The sequence below is a fragment of the Novosphingobium sp. ERN07 genome (assembly GCF_012641335.1).
Taxonomy (GTDB): Bacteria; Pseudomonadota; Alphaproteobacteria; order Sphingomonadales; family Sphingomonadaceae; genus Novosphingobium.
Genome location: NZ_JABAID010000029.1, coordinates 1 through 21,843, shown reverse-complemented (window position 1 = coordinate 21,843; position 21,843 = coordinate 1). Strand labels below are relative to the sequence as shown.

Genomic DNA, 21,843 nt, shown 5'->3' with positions numbered 1-21,843 from the left:
CGGATGCGTCAGGCCTGAAGCAGGCTGTCTTCTCGCGCAAGGCTGATCAGCCGCAGCCCATGCGATGCCGCCTGTTCGACCGCCAGCGTTGATGCAGCCGAAATCGTTGCCAACAGCGGAACCCCCGCGATGACGGCTTTTTGCACCAGTTCGAAGCTGCAACGCGCGGTCAGCAGCACGAAATGACTTGCCGGATCGAGGCTCGCCCGCGCGCCCGCGCCGAGCAGCTTATCGAACGCATTGTGTCGTCCAACATCTTCGCGCACCAACTTGATCGCGCCATCGGGCGTGCAAAGCGCTGCCGCGTGTGCAGCGCGCGTTTCACGCCCCAGCACCTGATGATCACCCAGCGCTTCAACGGCACGAAACAGCGCGGCGGGTTCAACGTCAAGCTTGGCCGTCACCGGAGACAAGGGCCGCATCACCTGTTCCAAGCTTTCGATCCCGCACAGCCCGCAACTGCCTTCGGCCAGTCTGAGCCGCGCCCTTTCCAGCAAAGGCCCGGCACCTGAAGCCGCAAGTTGCACCCGCAGCATCCATCCGCCCGCCTCCACCGGCGCAGCGTCCGCAGAGAGGAACTCCGCTGGCGAGGCGATCAACTGCTCGGAAAGGCAGAAGCCCAGCGCATAATCCTCAAGATCGGTCGGCGTTGCCATCATCACGGCATAGCCGATGCCGTTGATCTCTATCGCCACCGGCGCTTCTTCGATCAGCGCGCGTTCCATCTGCCGAGCAGGCCGCCCATCGGCAAAGTGCTCGCGGAATGAAAAGTCCCGCGCGCCTTCAACCGGCATCGGAGCCATGCACCGCAGGGTCGGTTGCGCGGGTCTGCGGTGGCGGAATGCGCCCTGCCGCGATGCGCGTCATGGCGTCCGCAGCGATGGGATCAAGTCCGGCACCCTGCTCTGCCAGCAGCATACCGATCATGCGCGGTGTCCAGAACGCGACGATATGGTCCGCGACCGAAGCCACGGGTGCTTCGTCATGCCCCATGTTGCGCGCGATCTGGTTGGCCATGTAGGTCAGCTTGTCTGCCGTGTGGCCGCTCATTCGGCAGGCTCCATCGCGGTGCCAGCGATCCGGCGGGAGCGGGTGGCCTGCGCTTCGTAATCCTCCTGCCATTCGGACGGACCGTTGCTGGGCGTGATCTGCACCGCAGTGACCTTGTATTCCGGGCAATTGGTCGCCCAATCGGAATAGTCGGTGGTGACGACGTTTGCCTGCGTGGCAGGGTGGTGGAAGGTGGTGTAGACCACGCCAGGCGCCACGCGATCAGTCACCGTTGCGCGCAGCGTCGTCTCGCCAGACCGGCTTGCCAGTTTCACCCAGTCGCCCGATTTCAACCCGCGATTTTCGGCATCGGTAGGGTGAATTTCCAGCACGTCTTCCGGGTACCACACGGTGTTGGCCGTGCGCCGGGTCTGCGCCCCCACATTGTATTGCGAAAGGATGCGCCCCGTCGTGAGCAACAACGGGAAGCGCGGGCCAGTTCGCTCGTCGGTGGGCACATAGTCCGTCACCACGAACTTGCCCTTACCGCGCACGAAGCCATCGATGTGCATGATCGGGCTGCCATCGGGCGCTGTGTCATTCACCGGCCACTGCAGTGAACCTTCAGCATCGAGCCGAGCGTAGTTCACCCCCGCAAAGGTCGGCGTAAGGCGCGCGATCTCGTCCATGATCTCGGATGGGTGCGTGTAGTTCCAGTCCAGCCCCACAGCGCGGGCCAGTTCCTGCGTGACTTCCCAGTCCTCATAGCCATTGAGCGGCTCCATCACCTTGCGCACCGGCTGGATACGGCGTTCGGCGTTGGTGAAAGTGCCGTTCTTTTCGAGGAAGGTCGATCCCGGCAGGAAAACGTGCGCGTAGTTCGCCGTCTCATTCAGGAACAGGTCGTGGACGATTACGCATTCCATCGCGGCAAGGCCCGCCGCAACGTGCTTGGTATCGGGATCGGACTGAAGGATGTCCTCGCCCTGAATGTAGATCGCCTTGAACTCACCGTCGGTCGCCGCATCAAGCATGTTGGGGATGCGCAGGCCCGGTTCGGGGTCAATCGGCACGCCCCATTCGCTTTCGAACAGCGCGCGCGTGGCGGCATCGGAAACGTGGCGGTAGCCGGAAAGTTCGTGCGGGAAGCTGCCCATGTCGCAGGCGCCCTGCACGTTGTTTTGGCCGCGCAGGGGATTCACGCCCACGCCGCGCCGTCCGATGTTGCCCGTGACCATTGCCAGATTGGCAATCGCCATAACGGTCGAAGAACCTTGGCTATGCTCGGTCACACCCAAGCCATAGTAGATCGCCCCGTTGCCACCCGTCGCAAACAGGCGTGCCGCGCCGCGAATGGCCTCAGCATCGACACCAATCACGGGTGCGAGAAATTCCGGGCTATTGCGCTCTGCCGAAACGAATTCGGCCCAATGCTGATATTCATCCCAATCGCAGCGTTCACGGATGAATGCCTCGTCGGCCAGTCCCTCAGTCACGATCACATGGGCCAGCGCCGTCAGGATAGCCACGTTGGTGCCGGGGCGCAAAGGCAGATGGAAGTCGGCCTCGATATGGGGCGAGCGTACAAGGTCGGTGCGGCGCGGATCGATCACGATGAGCTTAGCGCCCTGTCGCAACCGTCGCTTCATGCGGCTGGCAAAGACGGGATGCCCATCGGTCGGGTTCGCGCCGATCACCAGCATCACGTCGCTGTCTTCCACGCTGTCGAAATCCTGCGTGCCTGCCGAGGTGCCAAAGGTGGTCTTCAGGCCATAGCCGGTGGGCGAATGGCACACGCGGGCGCAAGTATCGACATTGTTGGTGCCAAACCCTGCGCGGACCAGCTTCTGGACAAGGAAGCCCTCCTCATTGGTGCAGCGGCTCGACACGATGCCACCCAGCGCGTTGCGGCCATACTTGTCACGAATGCGGTTTATCTCACGCGCGGTGTACGACAGCGCCTCTTCCCACGAAACCTCGCGCCAGGGCTGGTCGATGCTCTCGCGGATCATCGGAGAAAGCACGCGCTCCTGATGCTGGGCATAGCCCCAGGCAAAGCGGCCTTTGACGCAGGAATGCCCGCGATTGGCCTTGCCGTCCTTCCACGGCACCATGCGCACCACCTGTTCGCCGCGCATTTCGGCGCGGAACGTGCAGCCGACACCGCAATAGGCGCATGTCGTAACGACCGCGCGTTCGGGCTTGCCGATCTCCTTGACCGCCTTTTCCTGCAAGGTTGCGGTCGGGCAGGCCTGCACGCAAGCCCCGCACGAAACGCATTCGGAAGACAGGAAGCTGTCGGACGTAAGCCCCGCCGAGACCTTCGATTCAAACCCGCGCCCATCGATGGTCAGCGCCAGCGTACCCTGTACTTCATCGCAGGCCCGCACACAGCGCGAACAGACGATGCACTTGCTGGGATCGAAATCGAAATAGGGGTTCGAGATGTCGGGCTTCTCGCCCAGATGGTTCTCGCCTTCATAGCCATAGCGCACATCGCGCAGGCCAACGGCGGCGGCCTGATCCTGAAGCTCGCAATCGTTGTTGGCGCTACAGGTCAGGCAATCGAGCGGGTGATCGGAAATGTAGAGTTCCATCACGCCCTTGCGCAGCTTCTGCAGCTTCGGCGTTTGCGTGTGAACCTGCATCCCTTCTGCCACCGGCGTGGTGCAGCTTGCGGGCGTGCCGCGCATCCCGTCGATCTCGACCAGACACAGGCGGCACGATCCGAATTGTTTGAGATTGTCTGTCGCACACAGTTTCGGGATGGACCCACCAGTGAGCGCAGCGGCGCGCATCACGGTGGTGCCTGCCGGAACCGTAACCTCGCGTCCGTCGATAAAGCAGGTCACTGCCGTGTCCGAACGGACCTCCGGCGTGCCGAAATCTGCCTGACGTTCATAGCCCATGCGATCGCCTCTCCGCAGACTCAAAGTCTGCCGGTGTATTGATATTATCAGGAATTTCCGAAAACCGCACCGCCCGTGCGCCGATGCTTGTCGCAAAGGCCCGCATCGAATGGCGGCCATCGCCGGTCAGCAGTGCATCAAGCGTGGCGGATGCCTGCGCAGGCCACAGACCGATGACGGGCTGATCCTCGCAATAGGCAGGCGCCGGGCGCAATTGCGCCAGCAGATCGTCGCCCAAGCCTACACTGTCCACCGAACAGGTCAGCACTTGGTCATAACCCGCGTCGCGTGCGTGGTGTAGCGCGGCGGCAATCCCGCCCAGCGGCCCCATATCGGCGCGCGGCCAATCGGGCAAAGTGGGCGCAGGTGCCGTCTCGCGGCCCACCACGACTACAGCATCGCAATGCGCCTCAAGCGCCTCAACCGCCCGCGCCAGCAGCGTGCGTCCGCCCAGCTCCGCCAGCGCCTTGTCGCTGCCGAAACGGATAGACCTGCCACCGGCAAGGACCGCGCCGAGGATCACTCCGCTGCCTGCCTTTCCGCATCCGCCCCGAAATCTTCCGGGAAGTTCCGCAGCGCCGACAACACCGGATAAGGCGTGAACCCACCCAAAGCGCAGAGTGAGCCGAACTTCATCGTCTCGCACAAGTCTTCAAGCAGCACGATCTCGTCCGCCAGCGAACGCTCTGCCTTGCGGGCGTTGTGCATCTGCGGCAGCGCTTCCACGCGATCCGGCGCACGCCCGGACCGCGCGCGAATACGGTCGATGAGTTCCACCCCGCGCGTCGAACCGATGCGGCAGGGCGTGCATTTGCCGCACGATTCCACCGCACAGAATTCCATCGCGAACCGCGCCTGCGCGCTCATGTCCGCTGTTTCATCGAACACCGTGATCCCGGCATGGCCAATCAACCCGTCCGCCGCCGCAAAGGCTTCATAATCGAACGGCAAGTGGAAATCGGACCGCGCGTGATAGGCTCCCAGCGGCCCTCCCACCTGCACTGCACGCACCGGACGGCCCGAAGCCGTGCCGCCGCCGATCTCATCCACCAGTTCGCCCAGTGTGATGCCAAAGCCCACTTCGAACAGGCCACCGTGCTTCACATTACCCGCGATCTGGATCGGCATAGTGCCCTTCGACCGCCCGAACCCGACCGCAGCATAGGCCGCCGCGCCGTTTGCCGTGATCCACGGCACCGCCGCCAGCGTCAGCACGTTGTTGACCACGGTCGGCTTGCCGAACAGCCCTTCCAGCGCAGGCAGTGGAGGCTTGGCCCGCACTTCGCCGCGTTTGCCCTCAAGCGAATTCAGCAGCGACGTTTCCTCGCCACAGACATAGGCCCCCGCGCCGACGCGCACTTCCAGTTCAAACGGCGCGACCAGATGCGCACAGGCGCGCACCGCCGCTTCCATCTTGGCTATCGCGTGCGGATATTCGCTGCGGATATAGACATAGCCCTTCTGCGCGCCGACAGCATGGGCCGCAATCGCCATACCTTCGATCAGCATGAAAGGGTCGCCCTCCATCACCATGCGGTCGGCAAAGGTCGCGCTATCGCCTTCATCGGCGTTGCAGACGATGTATTTGCGGGTCTCCGCAGCCTTGGCCACGGTGGTCCACTTGATGCCCGCTGGAAAGCCCGCGCCGCCACGCCCGCGCAGGCCCGATTCGGTCACTTGCGCAATCGTCGCCTCAGGGCCGATTTCCCGCGCCTTAGCGAGGCCCTGCCAGCCACCATGCGCGGCATAGTCCTCAAGGTTCAAGGGCCGCGTCTTGCCGGCACGCGCAAAGGTGAAGCGCTGTTGCCGGGCGATAAAGGGGTGCCGCTCGATAGCACCGATAGCCTTGGCCGAAGTGCCATCCAGCACCGCCGCCACATCTGCGACATCCAGCGGCCCGAAACCAACCCCGTCGATCTCGGCCAGCGGCTCCAGCCAGTGCATTCCCCAAGACGAAACGCGCTCAACCGCACAGCCTGCCGCCGCAAACGCTGCGGCAACCTCGTCTGCGCCACAAGCCAGCGCCAGCGCATCGTCGCTGATCCGCACCACAGTCATGCCAGCGCCTCCACCAGCGCGCCCAGCTTTGCCGCATCGAGCCGCGCGTGGACCTTGTCCCCCACCATCGCGTTCGGCCCCACCGAACACAGGCCGAGGCAATAGACCGTCTCCACTTTCACCCGATGATTCGCCGGCATCGCCGCCGCCAGCGCATCAACCCCGCGCGCCTGACAGGCTTCTGCCCGGCACAGCTTCAGGACAGGGCGTGCGTCAGGCTCAGCATGAAAATCGTGATAGAAGCTCACCACACCGTGTACTTCGGCCCGGCTGAGATTGAGCGCATCCGCAATGGCGCGCATGGCCTCTTCCGAAACGTGGCCATATTCTGCCTGCACGTCGTGCAGGATGGGCAGGAGCGGACCTTCGCGTCCGGCATGTGCGGCGATGATCTCTTGCAGTCTTTTCATGGTCGCTTCTGCCTTCCGTCAAAGTCATCGCCGGTCAAATCGAAAAAGCCGAAGTTTGATAGAAATTTCCTATTATCCTGTATCAAACTCGCGTGCCACCGCCATCGCGGCACCTGCCATCGGGCTGAGCGGCGCACGATTGACAACGACCAGACCAATACGCCGCGGCTGCTCGCTTTCGTCCAACGGCAAGAACTTCGCCCAGGACAACCCCACCAACAGGTGGGCGTACGTGTCCGGTACAATCGTGCAGAACCCGCCCGACCGCACCAGATCAAACAACGTTACGTAACTATCCGCCACCACCCGTGGTGTAATCGCCAATCCGCGCGCACGCATTTGCGCATCCAGAATCCGCCGAAACTGCATACCCTGATGCAGCAAGCACAGCGGCTGATGCGCTGCCGCCTCCCAACCGATTTTGGTCAACGCACCGCACTTGCCATCGGAACGGGTAACGAACAAATAGCGTTCTTGATGCAGAGCTACGGACAGCACATTTCCCGGCGGTTCATGGTCGAGATAAGTGAGTCCCGCGTCGCATTCAAACGTGTTGAGCGCCCGCTCGATCTCTCGCGACGTAGCCGATCTCACCGCAAGCGTCAGGCTTGGATATCGTTTGAGCAAGGCTTTTCCAAACAGTCCCGCCAAAGGCAAAGCAGCCGGGATCGCAGCTAACGAGAATTCGCCTGTGATCTGCGATGAATGCGCCATCACAGAAGTTGTCATGCTCGCAACTGCGCCGAGAATCTGCTCAGCCCACGGCAGCATGGCTTCGCCCTGCGCCGTCAGACCCACAAAGCGCCGATCCCGTTCAACCAGCCGGTAGCCAAGTTCCTGTTCGAGAGCCGTCAGCCCTGCCGACAGTGTTGGCTGCGAGACGCCACACTCGAACGCAGCATTGGCGAAATGGCGACATCGGGCAATGGTCACGAAATAGCGTAGCTGTCTTAAGTGCATCGGCAAAGTGGCTCAGGTGATAGGTCGTCTCTATCAACGCTTCGCAACCGGGCGTGTCAACAGTCGGGCGGACTGCCCCCGCCCTTGCCTCTTTCAATCGCGTTCCGCCTGATGAAATGCAAAGTTCCGCTTTGCAGCTTTGCGAATTCACTTGAGCAAGTTTCGCTGAAATGGGCTAAGGGGCGCGATATACCCGGATTCCCAAAGGATATCAGCCGTGCAAGACACTCTTCTCCGCCAGGTCGAAACCACTGCCCCCGCAGGCGTTCGGACCGACTGGACGCGCGAGGAAATCGCCGCACTGTTTGACCTGCCGATTACCGAACTGGTGTTTCGCGCTGCAGAGGTCCATCGCGCGCATCACCGGGCGGGCGAAGTGCAGCTTTGCACGCTGCTTTCGATCAAGACCGGCGGTTGCCCCGAAGATTGCGGCTACTGCTCACAGTCCGTCAAGGCAGACAGCGGCATCGAAGCGACCAAGCTGATGGAAGTGCAAAAGGTGCTGCAAAGCGCCGCACAGGCCAAGGACAACGGATCGAAGCGCTTCTGCATGGGCGCAGCCTGGCGCAACCCCAAGGAGCGCGACATGCCCGCCGTCATCGCCATGATCAAGGGCGTGCGCGAAATGGGCATGGAAACCTGCATGACGCTGGGGATGCTCACGCCCGGGCAGGCCGCCCAACTCGCAGAAGCGGGCCTCGATTATTACAACCACAACATCGACACATCGCCTGAACGGTACGAAGAAGTCATCACGACCCGCACGTTCGCTGATCGCCTGCAAACACTGGAAAACGTGCGCAACGCCGGGATCAATGTCTGCTCTGGCGGCATCGTGGGCATGGGCGAAACCCGCGCCGATCGCGTCGGCTTCGTTCACGCGCTGGCCACGCTGGAACAGCACCCGGAAAGCGTGCCGGTCAACGCGCTCGTGCCGGTCAAGGGCACCGTGCTAGGCGATATGCTGGCCGATACGCCGCTGGCCAAGATCGACGATATCGAATTCGTTCGCACCATCGCTGTCGCGCGCATCACCATGCCGCTTTCGATGGTCCGCCTTTCGGCAGGGCGCGAATCGATGTCCGAAGCCACGCAGGCGATGTGCTTCATGGCGGGCGCCAATTCGATCTTCACCGGCGACAAGCTCCTGACCGCCGCCAACGCTGGCGACGATGCCGATGCTGCCATGTTCGCCCGCCTCGGCCTCAAGCCGATGGAAGGCGAAGAACCGCTGCGCGCGATGAAAGCCGTCGGAGGCTGTTCCGGGGGCTGCGCGGCCTGATGGCTGAAAGCACCACCCGCACCGGCAACCTTTGGTCGGCCCACACGGCAGATCTTGCCGCGCTGGGCGAGAAAGCCCGGCTGCGCGCGCTGACACCCCGGCGCGGCGTGGATTTCGCCTCGAACGATTACCTCGCGATGTCGTCATCACCGCGCCTTGCCACGGCGGTGCAAAACGCCATCGCGCGCGGCGTGCCGCTGGGTTCGGGCGGTTCACGCCTGCTGCGCGGCAACGATCCCGAACACGAAGCGCTGGAAGAGGACGCCGCGCGCTTTTTCGGGTGCGAAAGCGCGTTGTTCTTCTCGGCAGGCTATGCCGCCAACGTCGCGCTGCTCTCCACCTTGCCACAGCGCGGGGATCTGATCGTTTACGACGAATTGGTCCATGCATCGATGCACGAAGGCCTGCGGCTTACGCGCGCCACGTCGATCAGCGCGGCCCACAACGATGCGCAAAGTTTTGACGATGTGGCGCGGGAATGGCGCGCAAAGGGCAACACCGGCCGCGTGTGGTTCGCATTCGAAACGCTCTATTCGATGGACGGCGATATGGCCCCCGTCGCAGACATGGCGCGCGCGGCCGAACGCCACGATGCGGTGATGCTGATCGACGAAGCGCACGCCACCGGCGTTTTCGGCCCCGCTGGGCGCGGCCTTGCCGCCGGGCTGGATGGCCGGGCCGACACCATCGTTCTGCGCACCTGCGGCAAGGCGCTGGGCTGCGAAGGCGCACTGGTTCTGGGGCCGCGCGTGGTCCGCGATTTCCTCGTCAATCGCGGACGCCCCTTCATCTTCTCCACCGCCCCTTCGCCACTGGTCTGCGCCGCCGTGCGCGAAGCGCTGCACATGTTGGCAGACGAACCGCAGCGGCGCGAAGCCCTGCACTATCTGGTCGCCCATGCCGAGCGCGTGCTGGCCCCTCACGGCGCACAGGCCACCGGATCGCAGATCTTGCCGCTAATCCTGCACGAAGATGCGCGCACGATGGCCGTCGCTGCCGCCCTTCAGGCCAAAGGCTTCGACGTGCGCGGCATTCGCCCGCCCACCGTGCCGCAGGGCACCAGTCGCTTGCGCATCTCGCTTACGCTCAATTCAACGCAGGCAGACGTTGATGCGCTTGGCGCAGCGCTGGCGGACGCCCTGAAGTGAGCGCGTTCGTCGTAACCGGCACCGATACCGGCATCGGCAAGACGATCTTTTCCGCCGCGCTGACCGGAGCGCTCAACGCGCATTACTGGAAACCGGTGCAGGCCGGACTGGACGATGGTGCAGACCGCGATCACGTGGCCCGCCTCGCGGGCGTTGCCTCAGAACACGTCCTGCCCGAAGCCTATCGCCTCACCACGCCCTGTTCGCCACATCGCGCGGCAGAGCTCGATGGCGTGGTGATCGACCTTGCCAACCTTGCCCTGCCGCCGCAGCGCCCTCTTGTGATCGAAGGGGCGGGCGGCGCGCTCGTGCCCGTTACGCGCAATACCACCTATGCTGATGTGTTTGCATGGTGGAACCTGCCGACGATCGTAGTCGCGCGCACCGCGCTGGGCACGATCAACCATTCGCTGCTGACGTTTGAGGCACTTCGCTCACGCGGAGTGCCGGTGCACGGCGTTGCGTTCGTAGGTGAAGCGAACGAAGACAGCGAAGCCACGATCTGCACAATGGGCAAAGTGCGCCGTCTAGGCCGTTTGCCGATCCTGCAAAGGCTGGATCAGCAAAGTCTGGCGATTGCTTTTGCCAAGGGCTTCAACATCGCCAGCTTTACCGACTGATACCAACCTTCACCCCAGAACGAGGTGAAGCGCATTCAGGCTTGCGCCCACGACCAGAGCAGCAATGACGAGAGCTTCTGCGGGCACGCGACGTGCGCTGCGGATGCGGTTGGGAGCGGTAATGATCGTCATCAGGTGAGTCCTTGTTCATCGAACATGAACCCTAGCGAGGTCGCCTTGGGCTTCGGTGATCGCCAGTTGGCGAATCGGGGCAAAAGCGCCTCGATAGACACTCTACTAAATGACTTGAGATTAATGTCAACTTAATGAGTGGAGTTTTTGAGGTGGTCGCTTGACCGCCATCAGCCAGCCACAAAATCCTCCCCATTTTTCCGAAGGACAAAAGGGAAGGTGGCATTCGCGCCAGCGAATGACGGAGGGAATATGTTCGTTACCCCTCCACCACCCGCTACACGGGCGGTCCCCCTCCCCGCCTGTGCTTCGCAAAGGCAGGGAGGATTTTACAAACTCAATCCTCGAAAATCGCCACCGCGCGCGTCCACCCGGCTGACGCGCCCCTGATCTTGTGCGGGAAGCAACTGACCGTGAACCCATTGGGCGGCAGCACTTCCAGGTTGTGCAGCTTTTCAAGGTGGCAATAGCCGATATCGCGGCCTGCCTTGTGCCCTTCCCAGATCAGCGAGGTATCGCCGGTTTCTTTCACTTTTTCAGCGGTATGCACGAACGGCGCATCCCAGCTCCAGGCATCGGTTCCGGTCACGCGGACGCCGCGCGAGGTGAGATACATCGTTGCCTCGTACCCCATGCCGCAGCCGATGCTGACGTAATCGGGGTTCCCCACCGCCTTGCCGGCGGCGGTGTTCACCAGCACGATCTCCAGCGGTTTCAACTCGTGCCCGATGCGCTTGAGTTCGTCTTCCACGTCCTGCGCGGTGACGACGTAGCCATCGGGAAAATGCCGGAAGTCCAGCTTCACGCCCGGTTGGAAGCACCACTCCAGCGGCACTTCGTCGATGGTCATGGATGGCTCGCCACCATTCATTGTCGGATGGAAGTGCCACGGTGCGTCAAGGTGCGTGCCGTTGTGCGTGGTCAGCGTTACGTTTTCGACCGCAGCGAAGCCAGCAGCATCGGGGGTATCCTCAGGCGTTACACCGGGGAAAAAGAACCCCAGTTCGCCCATCGTCTCGCCATGCTTCTGGTATTCGATCTTCGGACGCAGGAACGGCGGATCGGTGATCACATCGTTCTCGAGGAAGATCGAAAGATCGACGAAACGACGAGTCATGCGGTCACTCCCCCCAAGGTCTCGGCAAACCAGTCGGCAATGCAGTCACGACCATAAGCCATGTTGTCCGCGCCAACGTGTTCGACGCCGCCTTCGCGGGCGGTGAAGATCACTTTCTCGCGGCGGGGCGAATTGATCAACTGGTCATAGAGGTCGTCGGCATAAGCCACGCTGATCTGGCGATCCTGTGCACCGTGGGTGACAAGGAACGGCACCTTGATCCGGTCCATGTGCCCGTTGAGGTTCATGTCCGTGGATTTGGCGAGGAACTCGTCCATGTCCTTCGCGCCGAAGGCCCACATTACATGCGCCCAATAATGCGGAACCGGGTTTTCGCCCTCGCGCTTCATGCGCTTATCCTGCACTTCGCGCCAGTTGTGGTTGGCTCCCCACACGGCCCCGCTGGCAAAGCGCGGCTCATAGGCCACCGCGCGCGGCGCAAAGTGGCCGCCCAGTGAAATGCCGGTCATGCCGATGCGCGCAGGGTCAACATCCGCCTGCTGCTCCAGCCAGTCCACCGCCTTGCTCGCCCAGTTCTCCGAATGCGGATCGACCGGCAAGTCCTGCAGGCGCAGCGCCTCGCCCGTGCCCGGCTGGTCGACGCAGAGCGTGGAAATGCCCCGGCGCGCCAGCGCTTCGGGCAGGCGGCTCCAGTAGAGCAGCTCCTTGCAGCTATCCAGACCGTTGCAATAGACCACCACCGGATGCGGCCCCGGCCCTTCGGCGCGAGTATAGAGCGCAGGCATTGTCCCGGTGCTCAGCGGAATTTCCACCCGCTCGCGGTTGATCTTGCCCAGTTTGGCCGACCGTTCGAAGGCGTCCAGCGCCTTGGCATAAGTCTCCTTGCGCCCCGGCGCGCCGTGGCCCTGCATACGCTCTGCCACAAGCAGATAGAGCGAAGCACGCTCCAGCTTGTTCGAGGCAGAGAACGCACGACCCTTGGCCTCATCTTCCGCCGCCAGCTCGATCAGTTTGTCGCCATAAGCGGCCCACTGCTTCATGAATTGCGGCGTGCCCGCATCGCCGCCATTGGCCGCCGCATCGATGATCGGCTGGCACATGTCGACGATCTCACCGATCTGTCCGCCGCTCTCCATCGCGATCGAGACAGAGAGGTTCCAGATGTAGTTCGGAAACGGTTCGTACAATGCCATGGATCAGGCCTCGCCAGCGAGTTCGGGCGTCTTGAACAGACCCGGATTGACGTGAGGATGGGGCATGGTCTGCGGGCCGCCAACGCCGATGCCCCACTGGTCCATGACCATGGGCGCAGGCTTGTGCACCTTGAACTCGTGCGTATCGAAATCAACTTCCTCGAGTTCAGAAGTGTACTCGGTGACGAAGCCGCCGGGCGTGACGAAATAGCTGAAGGTGTTGTTCCCCGCCGTGTGGCGACCGGGGCCCCAGCTGATGTCGATGCCCTTGATCTTGAGGCGGTGCGCGCCGCGCATCATGTCGTCCACCGAAAGCATGTCATAGGCCACGTGGTTGAGGCAGGCAGGCCCCGGCAGGATAGCAATGCGGTGGTGCGCCGAATTGCAGCGCAGGAAGCACATGAAATCGCCCAGCCAGTCCGAAACCTTGAAGCCCAGCACATCCGTGAAGAACTTCACCGTGTCCTGATGGTTGGGCGAATGCAGCACGATATGGCTGATCTTCACCGGCACACCTTCCCAGCGCGCCAGTTCGCGCGCCGCGCCCTTGGCCACATCGCTCGAAACTTCCAGTAGCAGCCCATCGGGCGAGAAGAAGCGGAAGCCATAGCCGCCGCCCGGCGAGGTGAGGTCAGCAGGCGCAGCCACCACCTTGCATCCCGCCGCTTCAACCTTGGCGCAAAGCGCATCCACATCGGCCCGGCTATCCGCCGCCAGCGCGATCACATCGACGCGGTTTTCATCGGCCTTGCGCAGCTGCACGACGTGATGTTCATCATGCCCCTGTGCCTTGAACCAGGCCTGCCCTTCAGCCTCGCCCACCGGCTCAAGCCCCCAGACATCGGCATAGAAAGCCTTCTCGGCATCAAATTCCTTCACGCCATACCCGACATAGCGGATTTCGGTAACGCGGCTCATTTGGGATCTTCCTTGAAAACGTGAAATCAGATGGGTTGCGAGACGACCGCGAACATCTCCGCCGTCGCCTTGTGATTGTCGACCGCAGGCCCCTTGCCCAACTGGCCCAGGCAGATCGCAAGGCTGCTCTCGACGATATAGCGGCACCGCTCGAACCGCCGGTCGCGATAGGCTTTCAGCGCGCTCTCCACGTCGTCGGCCCGGCCCAGCTCTTCGGCCAGCACAATGGCATCCTCGATGGCCATGCCAGCGCCCTGCCCCAGATGCGGGGTCGTGGCATGAACGGCATCGCCCAGCAGGCCCACCCGGCCACAGCTCCAGTCGCCGCGCACGAGCATCCCTTCGAGCGGGCGATAGACCACGCCGTCATCATCGGTGATCTGTTCCCCCAGTTCGCGAATCTGCGGCGAACACTTCGCCAGCTTTGCACGCATTGCAGCCGCGATTCCGTCCTTGGGATACCACGGCTTGTCCGGCTCCGGCGTGGTGACATACATGTACATCACGTCCGCGCTCATCGGCACCAGCCCCACACCGGTCGGCCCATTATAGACCTGCAGCGCATCCAGCCCTTCGGCGCGCGGGAAGTTATACCGCCACACCGCCTGGCCCGTAAATTCCGGCTTTTCGGCATCGGGCAGGATCATCGCGCGGGTCTGCGAATAGACGCCATCCGCCCCGATTACCACGTCATAGCTGCCGGTCGAACCATCCGAAAAGGCCACCTGAACCTTCGCGCCATCGTCCTCGATCTTCTCGGCCGTAACGCCAAGACGCAGTTCCGCCCCTTGCGCCTTGGCACTATCACCCAGCACTGCCTGCAAAGCGCGCCGTCCGATGCCGACGTTGGCGGGGCGCCCTTCCACCAGCCGGGGCGAAGGCACGCGCGCCACCTTGGTCCCATCGGGCAGGAAAATCTCCACGGCATCGAACCCGCAGGCCGCATCCATGAAGTTGTCGAGCACGCCCAACTGGTCCATCGCGCGGATCACGTTGGACTGCTGGATGATGCCCACGCCATAGACCGACCAGTTGGGATCACGTTCGATCACCGTCACGGCATGGCCATCGCGAGTCAGCGCAATCGCTGCCGAAAGCCCGCCGATTCCCGCGCCGACGACAAGAATATTCAGATTTTTCATAATCTTGCACACACCCTGCCGCGCAGACTGTGCCCCTCTCAAATGGCAGTGTTCGTTGGCGGCGGATTTAAGCCCCCGCTATCAATTCACAAAGCAAGTAATTTTTATGCCTCTGCATTCATGAAATTGATGAAAAAGCATCCAAGCCTTTAGCTTGACTCGCATTGACGGTGGCGGAATACCCTTTCAGAATAAGGGTTCTAATTAGGCACCGTACCTATGGTGACGTGCCTGTCGGGAGAAGACATGACCACGCCAATCAAGGCTCCGCGCCAACCGGGCATACCGCAGGGGCTGACCATCGTCCTTGCGGGCTTCCTGCCGATCATCGCCATCGTCTCGATGTTCCCGGCGGTGCCAGCCATGATCGCCCATTTCGCCAGCGATCCTGCGGCGCAGACCAAAGTCCCCGCAATGGTGTCCGCGCCCGGTCTTACCGTGGCCGTGCTCGCGCTCTTCGCCGGGCTGATGGTTGACAAGTTCGGCCGTCGCCGCCTGCTGCTGGTGTCCACCGCGCTCTATGGTTTCGTCGGCATCGCGCCGATGTTTCTGGTCGACCTCGATCAGATCTACGTCTCGCGTCTTGTGCTTGGCGTGGCCGAAGCGGCGATCCTGACCACGGTCAACACGCTGATTGGCGATTATTGGGATCAACAGGGGCGCAACCGTTGGCTCACGCTTCAGGGCCTGATCGGCCCGTTCTTCGGCAGCGCGGTCATCTTCACATCGGGCTATCTCGCCGCGATGAGCTGGAACTCGGTCTTCCTGATCTACGGCGCGGGCTTCCTCGTCTTCTTCGCCATGCTCGCTTTCATCTACGAACCCGAAAGCGATGAAACGGCGCGCAAGATGCTCGGCATCGGCGCAGAGGCCAGCACGCCCTTCCCGTGGGCAGGCGTCCTGCTGTTTGGCGTGGTTACCCTGTTCGGCGGCGCGCTCTATTATGTCTTCATCATCAATGGCGGCATGGTGTGGAAGGAACTGGGCGTGATGGACCCGGCGGAGATCGGCCGCCTCACCACCATTCCCAGCATGTTCGTGATTGCAGGCGCCGGAATTTTCTGGGCCACCACCCGCTTCGGACCGCGCATCCAGCTCACGATCTTCCTGCTTCTGCTCGGCTCTGGCCTTGCCGTCATCGGCATGGCGGAAGACTGGAAGGGCATGGTCGCAGGCATGGCACTGCAACAGACCGGCGCGGGCATGGCCGTACCCACGCTGATCGCATGGGCGCAGGGCTATCTGCCGTTCGAACATCGTGGGCGTGGCATGGGCGTGTGGACCTCGGCCTTCTTCTTCGGCCAGTTCGTCTCGCCGCTGCTGGTCAGCGCGGCGCGGGTCTACAGCGGTTCGATGCAGGGTGCCTTCGTGATCGCAGGCCTGCTCGGCGTGGTCATCGCGCTGGTCACATGGTTCATCGTCGCCCCGCGCCAGCCCGCACCGGCAGCCGCCTGATGCGCCTCACCGGTATCGCCCTCGCTGCCATTGCCGCGCTGGCCCTGCCCGGCAATGGCCCCGCCGCGCCCGACAACCGCAAGATCGTCGAAGACTTCGCACGCCTGTTCTATGTCGAACGGGACGTGAAACAGGCCTTCGAAACCTATGTCGCGCCCGATTACCTCCAGCACAATCCCGGCGTGCCCGATGGACGCGAAGCAGCCATAGCGCTGCTTCAACCGATGTTCTCGGACCGCAACCGCAGCTTCGAAGTGCGCAAGATCCTCGTCGATGGCGATCTCGCCGCGATCCACATCTTCGCCCGGCCCGATCCCGCCGCCCGCGGAGCCGCCGTGGCAGACTTCTACCGCCTCAAGGACGGCAAGATCGTCGAACACTGGGACGTGATCCAGCCCATCCCCGAAAAGTCGGCCAACCCGCATCCGATGTTCTGAACGAGGCATCGCCCCTTCAAATCGGGGCGATGCCCTTGCTCGCGAGGGTAGTCTCGGTCGCCGACATGCCTGTCGTGCGGGGAGCAGCGATAAAGCGGCTCCCCTCCGTCAGATCAGCACGATATCGTCTGCCTGCAGGGTTGGAAGCCCCGTCAGCACGGCAATGCGCACTTGCGCCGCACTACCGCTGCCGTCGGCGTCATAGAACAACCCGCCCGTCGCGCTGTTGTAGATCAGGTGCTGGTCTGCCGTGGTTGCTCTGGTCCCAAAGGCCAGTTCGCCGGGGTCGAGTGCGCCAAGGCCGAAATCGGCCAGAGCGCTGAATGCCGAGATCGAAAGTTCGATGCGGTCCTCACCTGCCGTAAAGTCCTGCACGGTATCCGAATTTGCCGTGAGTTCCAGCGTGCTGAACTGGAAGGCATCAGCCCCCAGACCACCGCGCAACGTATCCTTGCCCGCACCGCCATTCAGCACGTTGTCGCCTTCGTTGCCAAGCAGCGTGTTCGCCAGCGCGTTGCCGGTGCCGTTGATATTGCCGGCGCCGCTTTCCAGCGTCAGCTTTTCGACATTGGCGGAAAGCGTGTAGCTGACCGAAGCGGTAACGAGATCGATCCCGCCCACTTCCTTGCCGGTGCCAGCATCGATCACGCGCTCTTCGATCACCACATCGCCCGCATTGTCGACCCAGTAACTGTCTGCGCCAAGACCGCCGATCATGGTATCGGCACCTTCGCCGCCCCTCAACTGGTCGATGGCATCACCACCCAGCAGCGTATCGTCGCCAAGGCCGCCGAACAGCTTGTCTGCGCCAGCACCGCCATCGATCCGGTCATCGCCTTCGCCGCCATCGAGCGTGTCGACTCCGCCATTGCCGATCAGCACGTCATTGGACGCCGTAGAGCGAGCAAGGCCGTTGTTCGAAGCGGTTGGCGTAATCGTATCGTTGCGATCGGTGCCGGTTATGATCAGACCGTCCGTCAGGTCGAGCACGGTGACCGCGATTTCCTGTTCGGCGAACAAACCGCCCGCATCGCTGGCCTGCACGACCACATCATAAATGTTGTCACCATCCTGATCGGTAGGCGCTTCGAAATTCGGTGCCGTCAGGAACGTCAGCACGCCACTCGTCTCGTCAATGGTGAAGAGCGCCGCATCGGCACCGCCCGCGATGGCGAACGTCGGCGTGTCACCATCGCCGTCGGTGGCGGTAACGGTCGTCACGTCCGTGATGTTTTCCGCAATGCTGATGGCAACCACCTCGCCCCCGCCATTGGACGTGATCACCGGCGCATCGGTGACCGGATCGATCACGATGTCCTGCGATGCCAGCACCAGCGCGCCACGGCGGTCGGTCACGGCATAGTTCAGCGTGATCGTGCCGCTGAAGTTTTCGGCCGGGGTGATCGTGATGATCCCGCCGCTCTGGGAAACCGATCCGACTTCGGGGCTGAGATCGAGCAGCACCGAAAGCGTATCGCCATCGATGTCGGTAAAGCCGGCCAGCAGGGCAGCGGTGCTGACGGTGTAGGGCGTGCCTTCGGTGCCATGCGGCAGCACCGCCTGCGTGCCGCTCAGCACCGGCGCATCGTTTACAGGCGTGACGGTGACCGTGGCCGTGGCAGACTTGCTGTTCCCTTGGCCGTCCACCACGGTGTAAGCAAACGTCGCAGGTCCATTGAAATCGGCGCTTGGCGTGAAAGTCAGCCGCCCGTCCAGACCCAGCGCAACGGTGCCCTCGGCCAGCGTGACAACCGCGCCGCCTGCGGTGATTGCCGTGCCGGCGATATGCGTGACCTGCAGCGTATCGATTGTGACGTCGTTGGTGCGCACATCGAACGTGACGGCTCTGTCTTCGTTGACAACCGCAGTGTCGTTGGTCGTGCGCGGGCCGGTGTAGACTGAAAGGATCTGCGCCTTGATGTCTGGCTGTGCAAAAATGTCGGTCTGTGGGCCGTAATCGGCCCAGCTTATCACGATGTCACCATTGGCCAGCGTGTCGATCGAAGGCGTGACCTGTTTGTTCAACGTCTGCGTATTGACCCGGACTTCCGTGCCGATCCTGACGCCTGTGGCGCTGAAGGCCTGCACCCTGATGCCGGCGCTGCTGGTATCGCCAAGCGTGTTGCTCTCATCTTCCCAGGTGATCGCGAACCCTCCGTTCTGGAGCGCGGTCACGGCTGGAAATTGCTGCCCACGGATGGTGTCGGTGTTGACGAGGAAATCGCCGCCCCGCCGGTTGCCGTCGGCGTTATAAATTTGCGCTCTGATGCTGAAGCCGTCTGCGTCTTCAGCCGGGGTGCGCAGATTACCGCCACGGTCCATCCAGGTGATGACAAAGCCGCCGTCAGCCAGACCGGTAACGGACGACTCATCCTGAGGGAAAGATACCGTCGAGTTTACGGAATTCATGAAGAGTTCTAGGCTGGCCCGGCTGCCATCGGCGTTGAGGATGATCGCCCTGATGTCTCTGTCGCTGTTGTCGGCGTTGCCTTGGGTCCAGCTGATGACAAAACCGCCATTGGCAAGTGATGCGACAGCAGGAAACGCCATATTGTTACCGGAAGCGAGATTGGCCACAAATTCGTTACCAACCTTGACACCGCTTTCGGTGTAAATCTGTGCTCTGATGGTACTGCTTATTGAACCGAAAAATTCGGTACGATCGGCCCAGGTGACCACGAAATTGCCGTTGTTCAACGCCGTTACGGCTGAGAACTGCTGATCACCTTGCACATTCGTGTTTACCCGGAACTCGGCCCCGACCCTGCCTCCGGTGGCATCGAAGATTTGTGCCTTTATGCCATAGGCAATTTCCCCCAGCGCCCCGCTGTTGTCCGACCACGTTACGACGAACTTTCCACCGGCAAGCGCCGTGATCGCGGGATTCGCTTGCGCGCCAACCGCGGCGCTGGGCACCTGGAACTCGCCACCGACCTTGGCTCCCGAAGCGTCGTAAATCTGTGCGCTGATGTTGTCTTCCATGGTCGCACCGACCTGTCGGCCGCGGTCATACCAGGTGACAACAAACCCGCCGTTGGACAGGGCAGTGACGCTCGAGTTGATCTGCGTCCCCCCAGTCAGCGTGTTTACAAGCAGTTCCGTGCCGACCGGCGCAATGACAGCAACCATAGATTCATCCCCATCCCGTGGACGATTGCATAATTCGTCCATTTCCGATGAGATGTGTGTATCAAAGTGGATTTACTGACAAGCCTGCCTCTTGTGTACCATTCAATATTGCTGTCCCAAACTGAGGCTTGAATCCAAATCCTGACATATTTTGGAAATATTTTACTTTAGTTATAGTGCACGCAACAATCCAAAGACTGAAAACTCTCTCAAATAATCAATGCCATAACCAATTTTCGTTGACCACATGCTGTCGTCGCATCATCGAACAGATTCGGCCAGCCCGGTTCGGTCTGTGGCTCCCGGCGCACCATGCCCTTCTATTGCGGAACCAGAACTCGCCGACACTCGCCTTGCGTACCGGTGATACAAGGTGGCGCCTGCTATGCCGCGCGTCGCGGTTTCGGGCCGCGTTTCTGAGGCGCAAGCGCGCGGCCTGTCTGTTCTTCCATGTCGGCCAGCCATTCCGGTGAGCCAACCGGCCGTCCGGTGCTTTCCGCCCTGCGGATTGCGGCATAGGTCAGCGCTTCGTCGAAGTCTTCGGAAAGGAATACGGCAAAGTCGCCCACCCTCTGCAGTGCAGGACCAACGGTTACGAACCGGTCATCCTTGCCCGCAATCAGCGCGCGGGTGCTGGACCACGGCCAGTCCTCGCACCGTGCCACCAGACGGGCGCGGACGGGGTTGAAGGCGATGTAGCGGAGCGCGGCGACGAAATGTGGTTCGTCCATCGCCACCGAACTGAACCGGCCCTGCCACAGATGGCCTGTCACCCGCAGGCGCGCGTTGATGTAACCGGTGTAGTGACGGTGTACGTAGCGGAACGTGCGCTGCAGGCCGTCCTCATCCGAAGGGACCGCCACGATGTGCACATGGTTGGGCATCAGGCAGTAGGACCAGATCTCCACTCCGGACCGCCCGGCTGCCTCGGCAAGGAGATCACGATAGAGCGCATAGTCGCCATCCTCGAAGAACGTCTGCTCGCGACGGTTGCCCCGCTGGGTGACGTGATGCGGAATGCCGGGAAGGACAAGGCGGGGAAGGCGGGCCATGCTGGGAGGCTATGCGCAGGCAGGGGAACGTCAGTTTGGGGGTTTATGCACGTGTCACCGTAATCCCACGCACGTGTCACCGTAATCCCAATTTGCTCGGTAATTTGGAGAATTTTAAGAGTTTACCGACGAAAAGCTGGTCATTTTTCTGATCCGTCTTATAATTAATATTCGCTGGCGAATACGGAGCTTGTTCCCCGAAGCAACTGGCGCTGAGACAGCAATTTATAGAGTTCGTTAGAAACCGCCATGCAAGTGCCCGGATAAGTCTCGTCCATTATCGAAAGATGCACCCCCTCCATCTTCGATTTTTTTAGAGCCACCGTCTGGCTGTCCAGTAAGGTTTGAGGACTGCGCAGTAGACGTGTTTCACGTGGCTGCTCAAAGGGAGCTGTAGTATTGCCCCAATCAATGGCACTGAATACCTTCCTTCTGACATTTAAGGCATAGTAGGCCTCACTATAAGGAGACCCATCCTTCGCTAAAACCTCGACTTTGCGAAATTCATGAAGTCCTGGTTCAACGTGCTCGACGCATTCGCGAAAACTTTTGCTTACCCCCCAAAATGAACAAAATCCCAGCCAATGCGGAAGGGCTTTACGCTCAGTCTTCATCCGGGCCTGCAAAGGCCAAAAACGATCATCAATGTCCACCGCTGACCACCAAAGCTTGCCATAGAGCTTAAGGCAGTTGTTTTCTTGATAATATTCGATCGACGGGGTTAAATCACGGCAGGGAGGTTCCATTTCAAATTTTACGGAAGAGAATTGTGAACCGTCATGTTGTAAAATCCACGCCATTTACTTCACTTCCTTGCACAGAGATATATCGCTAGGCGGCGTGGACAAATTTGAGCCAGTATCTGGCTGTGGCGATATGGACCATGCCGAGGAAGCTATTGGCAAGCTGATCGTAGCGGGTAGCGATCGC

Annotated in this window: 20 protein-coding genes; 5 read left to right on the top strand and 15 right to left on the bottom strand. The window is 61.6% G+C overall.

Going from position 1 to position 21,843, the window contains the following annotated elements; all coding sequences use genetic code 11:
* Positions 1 to 8 precede the first annotated feature (8 nt).
* The 7 genes from fdhD to HGI47_RS20550 all read right to left on the bottom strand — a co-directional run bounded on the left by fdhD (position 9) and on the right by HGI47_RS20550 (position 7,327).
* On the bottom strand, positions 9 to 803 hold the full coding sequence (gene fdhD / locus HGI47_RS20580; RefSeq protein ID WP_168854654.1) for a formate dehydrogenase accessory sulfurtransferase FdhD: 795 nt from the start codon (positions 801 to 803) through the stop codon (positions 9 to 11).
* Positions 784 to 1,050, bottom strand: a complete 267-nt coding sequence (locus HGI47_RS20575; RefSeq protein WP_168854653.1) for a formate dehydrogenase subunit delta — start codon at positions 1,048 to 1,050, stop codon at positions 784 to 786. The genes fdhD and HGI47_RS20575 overlap by 20 nt, the downstream gene beginning before the upstream one ends.
* A complete protein-coding gene (fdhF, locus tag HGI47_RS20570) occupies positions 1,047 to 3,899 on the bottom strand; it encodes a formate dehydrogenase subunit alpha (RefSeq protein ID WP_168854652.1) in 2,853 nt (950 codons plus the stop codon). Before fdhF ends, HGI47_RS20575 begins: the two co-directional genes overlap by 4 nt.
* Complete coding sequence (locus tag HGI47_RS20565) at positions 3,889 to 4,422, bottom strand: molybdenum cofactor guanylyltransferase (protein ID WP_168854651.1); 534 nt, start codon at positions 4,420 to 4,422, stop codon at positions 3,889 to 3,891. Before HGI47_RS20565 ends, fdhF begins: the two co-directional genes overlap by 11 nt.
* Positions 4,419 to 5,957, bottom strand: coding sequence for an NADH-ubiquinone oxidoreductase-F iron-sulfur binding region domain-containing protein (locus tag HGI47_RS20560; RefSeq protein ID WP_168854650.1), 1,539 nt, complete (start codon positions 5,955 to 5,957; stop codon positions 4,419 to 4,421). Before HGI47_RS20560 ends, HGI47_RS20565 begins: the two co-directional genes overlap by 4 nt.
* Positions 5,954 to 6,367: an NAD(P)H-dependent oxidoreductase subunit E gene (locus HGI47_RS20555; protein WP_168854649.1), complete on the bottom strand. Its 414-nt coding sequence runs from the start codon at positions 6,365 to 6,367 to the stop codon at positions 5,954 to 5,956. The genes HGI47_RS20560 and HGI47_RS20555 overlap by 4 nt, the downstream gene beginning before the upstream one ends.
* Positions 6,368 to 6,439: 72 nt before the next feature.
* Positions 6,440 to 7,327, bottom strand: coding sequence for a LysR family transcriptional regulator (locus HGI47_RS20550; RefSeq protein WP_168854648.1), 888 nt, complete (start codon positions 7,325 to 7,327; stop codon positions 6,440 to 6,442).
* A 217-nt stretch (positions 7,328 to 7,544) separates the two neighbouring features.
* Between HGI47_RS20550 and bioB the strand changes: the two genes are divergently transcribed.
* Genes bioB through bioD form a run of 3 tightly spaced genes read left to right on the top strand, consistent with a single transcriptional unit; the run spans position 7,545 to position 10,377 of the window.
* Entirely contained in the window at positions 7,545 to 8,609 is a 1,065-nt protein-coding gene (gene bioB / locus HGI47_RS20545) for a biotin synthase BioB (RefSeq protein ID WP_168854647.1), read from the top strand.
* A complete protein-coding gene (locus tag HGI47_RS20540; RefSeq protein ID WP_168854646.1) occupies positions 8,609 to 9,757 on the top strand; it encodes an 8-amino-7-oxononanoate synthase in 1,149 nt (382 codons plus the stop codon). The genes bioB and HGI47_RS20540 overlap by 1 nt, the downstream gene beginning before the upstream one ends.
* Positions 9,754 to 10,377, top strand: coding sequence for a dethiobiotin synthase (gene bioD / locus HGI47_RS20535; protein WP_168854645.1), 624 nt, complete (start codon positions 9,754 to 9,756; stop codon positions 10,375 to 10,377). Before HGI47_RS20540 ends, bioD begins: the two co-directional genes overlap by 4 nt.
* Positions 10,378 to 10,386: 9 nt before the next feature.
* Here the strand turns inward: bioD and HGI47_RS22960 are convergent, their stop codons facing one another.
* From HGI47_RS22960 to HGI47_RS20515, 5 genes are all read right to left on the bottom strand, one after another.
* Entirely contained in the window at positions 10,387 to 10,509 is a 123-nt protein-coding gene (locus HGI47_RS22960; RefSeq protein ID WP_255460970.1) for a hypothetical protein, read from the bottom strand.
* A 337-nt stretch (positions 10,510 to 10,846) separates the two neighbouring features.
* Positions 10,847 to 11,626 (bottom strand): cyclase family protein, encoded by a 780-nt coding sequence (locus HGI47_RS20530; RefSeq protein ID WP_168854644.1) that lies wholly within the window; start codon positions 11,624 to 11,626, stop codon positions 10,847 to 10,849.
* Positions 11,623 to 12,780 (bottom strand): S9 family peptidase, encoded by a 1,158-nt coding sequence (locus tag HGI47_RS20525; protein WP_168854643.1) that lies wholly within the window; start codon positions 12,778 to 12,780, stop codon positions 11,623 to 11,625. The genes HGI47_RS20530 and HGI47_RS20525 overlap by 4 nt, the downstream gene beginning before the upstream one ends.
* 3 nt (positions 12,781 to 12,783) lie before the next feature.
* Positions 12,784 to 13,698: a VOC family protein gene (locus HGI47_RS20520; RefSeq protein WP_168854642.1), complete on the bottom strand. Its 915-nt coding sequence runs from the start codon at positions 13,696 to 13,698 to the stop codon at positions 12,784 to 12,786.
* A 26-nt stretch (positions 13,699 to 13,724) separates the two neighbouring features.
* Positions 13,725 to 14,840 (bottom strand): FAD-dependent oxidoreductase, encoded by a 1,116-nt coding sequence (locus HGI47_RS20515; protein ID WP_168854641.1) that lies wholly within the window; start codon positions 14,838 to 14,840, stop codon positions 13,725 to 13,727.
* A 246-nt stretch (positions 14,841 to 15,086) separates the two neighbouring features.
* Between HGI47_RS20515 and HGI47_RS20510 the strand changes: the two genes are divergently transcribed.
* Positions 15,087 to 16,295, top strand: a complete 1,209-nt coding sequence (locus tag HGI47_RS20510; protein WP_168854640.1) for an MFS transporter — start codon at positions 15,087 to 15,089, stop codon at positions 16,293 to 16,295.
* Entirely contained in the window at positions 16,250 to 16,732 is a 483-nt protein-coding gene (locus HGI47_RS20505) for a nuclear transport factor 2 family protein (protein WP_240950338.1), read from the top strand. Before HGI47_RS20510 ends, HGI47_RS20505 begins: the two co-directional genes overlap by 46 nt.
* Positions 16,733 to 16,840: 108 nt before the next feature.
* On the opposite strand, the gene HGI47_RS20500 is transcribed toward HGI47_RS20505, so the two are convergent.
* From HGI47_RS20500 to HGI47_RS20490, 3 genes are all read right to left on the bottom strand, one after another.
* Positions 16,841 to 19,861: a tandem-95 repeat protein gene (locus tag HGI47_RS20500; RefSeq protein WP_168854639.1), complete on the bottom strand. Its 3,021-nt coding sequence runs from the start codon at positions 19,859 to 19,861 to the stop codon at positions 16,841 to 16,843.
* Positions 19,862 to 20,244: 383 nt separating this feature from the next.
* A complete protein-coding gene (locus tag HGI47_RS20495; RefSeq protein WP_168854638.1) occupies positions 20,245 to 20,913 on the bottom strand; it encodes a transposase in 669 nt (222 codons plus the stop codon).
* 164 nt (positions 20,914 to 21,077) lie between these two features.
* Positions 21,078 to 21,713 (bottom strand): imm11 family protein, encoded by a 636-nt coding sequence (locus HGI47_RS20490; RefSeq protein ID WP_168854637.1) that lies wholly within the window; start codon positions 21,711 to 21,713, stop codon positions 21,078 to 21,080.
* Positions 21,714 to 21,843: the final 130 nt, after the last annotated feature.

Excerpts from the sequence above, each read along its gene's own strand:
- fdhD (WP_168854654.1), bottom strand. The coding sequence starts at position 803 with ATGGCTCCGATGCCGGTTGAAGGCGCGCGGGACTTTTCATTCCGCGAG.
- HGI47_RS20575 (WP_168854653.1), bottom strand. The coding sequence starts at position 1,050 with ATGAGCGGCCACACGGCAGACAAGCTGACCTACATGGCCAACCAGATC.
- fdhF (WP_168854652.1), bottom strand. The coding sequence starts at position 3,899 with ATGGGCTATGAACGTCAGGCAGATTTCGGCACGCCGGAGGTCCGTTCG.
- HGI47_RS20560 (WP_168854650.1), bottom strand. The coding sequence starts at position 5,957 with ATGACTGTGGTGCGGATCAGCGACGATGCGCTGGCGCTGGCTTGTGGC.
- HGI47_RS20555 (WP_168854649.1), bottom strand. The coding sequence starts at position 6,367 with ATGAAAAGACTGCAAGAGATCATCGCCGCACATGCCGGACGCGAAGGT.
- HGI47_RS20550 (WP_168854648.1), bottom strand. The coding sequence starts at position 7,327 with ATGCACTTAAGACAGCTACGCTATTTCGTGACCATTGCCCGATGTCGC.
- HGI47_RS20540 (WP_168854646.1), top strand. The coding sequence starts at position 8,609 with ATGGCTGAAAGCACCACCCGCACCGGCAACCTTTGGTCGGCCCACACG.
- HGI47_RS22960 (WP_255460970.1), bottom strand. The coding sequence starts at position 10,509 with ATGACGATCATTACCGCTCCCAACCGCATCCGCAGCGCACGTCGCGTG.
- HGI47_RS20530 (WP_168854644.1), bottom strand. The coding sequence starts at position 11,626 with ATGACTCGTCGTTTCGTCGATCTTTCGATCTTCCTCGAGAACGATGTG.
- HGI47_RS20525 (WP_168854643.1), bottom strand. The coding sequence starts at position 12,780 with ATGGCATTGTACGAACCGTTTCCGAACTACATCTGGAACCTCTCTGTC.
- HGI47_RS20520 (WP_168854642.1), bottom strand. The coding sequence starts at position 13,698 with ATGAGCCGCGTTACCGAAATCCGCTATGTCGGGTATGGCGTGAAGGAA.
- HGI47_RS20515 (WP_168854641.1), bottom strand. The coding sequence starts at position 14,840 with ATGAAAAATCTGAATATTCTTGTCGTCGGCGCGGGAATCGGCGGGCTT.
- HGI47_RS20510 (WP_168854640.1), top strand. The coding sequence starts at position 15,087 with ATGACCACGCCAATCAAGGCTCCGCGCCAACCGGGCATACCGCAGGGG.
- HGI47_RS20505 (WP_240950338.1), top strand. The coding sequence starts at position 16,250 with ATGGTTCATCGTCGCCCCGCGCCAGCCCGCACCGGCAGCCGCCTGATG.
- HGI47_RS20500 (WP_168854639.1), bottom strand. The coding sequence starts at position 19,861 with ATGGTTGCTGTCATTGCGCCGGTCGGCACGGAACTGCTTGTAAACACG.
- HGI47_RS20495 (WP_168854638.1), bottom strand. The coding sequence starts at position 20,913 with ATGGCCCGCCTTCCCCGCCTTGTCCTTCCCGGCATTCCGCATCACGTC.
- HGI47_RS20490 (WP_168854637.1), bottom strand. The coding sequence starts at position 21,713 with ATGGCGTGGATTTTACAACATGACGGTTCACAATTCTCTTCCGTAAAA.